Origin of the sequence: Christensenella hongkongensis (assembly GCF_000981035.1) — a bacterium.
Taxonomy (GTDB): domain Bacteria; phylum Bacillota; class Clostridia; order Christensenellales; family Christensenellaceae; genus Christensenella; species Christensenella hongkongensis.
On the sequence record NZ_LAYJ01000060.1, the window covers coordinates 1 to 1,655 of the forward strand.

Here is a 1,655-nt window from a genome sequence, read left to right on the forward strand (position 1 = left end):
GAATGAGGGAACTCAGCATCTTTAACAGGATGTTACCATATACTGAATTCATAGGTATATGGGGGGAACCCGGTGAACTGAAACATCTAAGTAGCCGGAGGAAAGGAAAACAAAAGTGATTCTCCTAGTAGCGGCGAGCGAACGGGGAAGAGGCCAAACCGGAAGTCTTCGGACATCCGGGGTTGTGGACCCATATAATCGATCTGACGAATATAGTTGAATAGCATTGGAAAGTGCAGCCAAAGAGGGTAAAAGCCCCGTAAACGAAATACGAGTTAGCGAGATGGGCACCAGAGTACCACGGGACACGTGAAACCCCGTGGGAAGCCGGGAGGACCACCTTCCAAGCCTAAATATTCCTTGATGACCGATAGAGAAATAGTACCGTGAGGGAAAGGTGAAAAGCACCCCGGGAGGGGAGTGAAAGAGAACCTGAAACCTTGTGCTTACAAGCAGTGGGGGCACTATTAGAAAGTGTGACCACGTACTTTTTGTAGAACGGGCCAGCGAGTTACGGTATGCAGCGAGGTTAAGTGACTGGAGTCACGGAGCCGAAGGGAGACCGAGTCTTAATAGGGCGTTAAGTTGCATGCTGTAGACCCGAAACCGGGCGACCTACCCATGAGCAGGTTGAAGCGGTGGTAAAACACCGTGGAGGACCGAACCACACGTATGTTGAAAAATGCGGGGATGACTTGTGGGTAGCGGAGAAATTCCAATCGAGCTCGGAGATAGCTGGTTCTCCTCGAAATAGCTTTAGGGCTAGCCTCGAGTGAAGATATATGGGGGTAGAGCACTGAATGGGCTAAGGGGCTTCACGGCTTACTGAACCTTATCAAACTCCGAATACCATATATTACCTACTCGGGAGTCAGACAGCGTGAGATAAGTTTCGTTGTCGAAAGGGAAACAGCCCAGATCATCAACTAAGGTCCCAAAGTGTAAGTTAAGTGGAAAAGGATGTGGAATTGCAGAGACAACTAGGATGTTGGCTCAGAAGCAGCCACTCATTTAAAGAGTGCGTAACAGCTCACTAGTCGAGTGATTGTGCGCCGAAAATGTCCGGGGCTAAAACTTACCACCGAAGTTATGGGTGCGCAGTAATGCGCGCGGTAGAGGAGCATCGTATACGGGCAGAAGCTGTACCGAGAGGAGCAGTGGACTGTATACGAGAGAGAATGCTGGCATAAGTAGCGAGAGTGAGGTGAGAATCCTCACCGTCGAAAGCCTAAGGTTTCCTGGGGAAGGCTCGTCCGCCCAGGGTAAGTCGGGACCTAAGCCGAGGACAGTATAGTCGTAGGCGATGGACAACAGGTTGATATTCCTGTACTACCGACTGGTCGTTTGACTGACGCAGTGACACAGGAGGATAGCAGAAGCGGGCTGATGGTAGAGCCCGTCTAAGCACTGAGGTTTGCAAGGTAGTGAAGTACGCCTTGCTTTAAGACTGAGGTGTGATGGGGACAGAAAATAAGTATGGAAGTCTGTGAATCCACACTGGCGAGAAAAGCTGCTAGGAAGACCAGTAGGTACCCGTACCGCAAACCGACACAGGTAGGCGAGGAGAGAATCCTAAGACGATCGGGAGAAGCATTGTTAAGGAACTCGGCAAAATGACTCCGTAACTTCGGGATAAGGAGTGCCTAGTAAAATAG

Annotated in this window: 1 rRNA gene; it reads left to right on the plus strand. The window is 50.2% G+C overall.

From position 1 onward, the window contains the following. A 23S ribosomal RNA gene (locus CHK_RS03125) occupies window positions 1-1,655 on the plus strand; the annotation flags it as partial.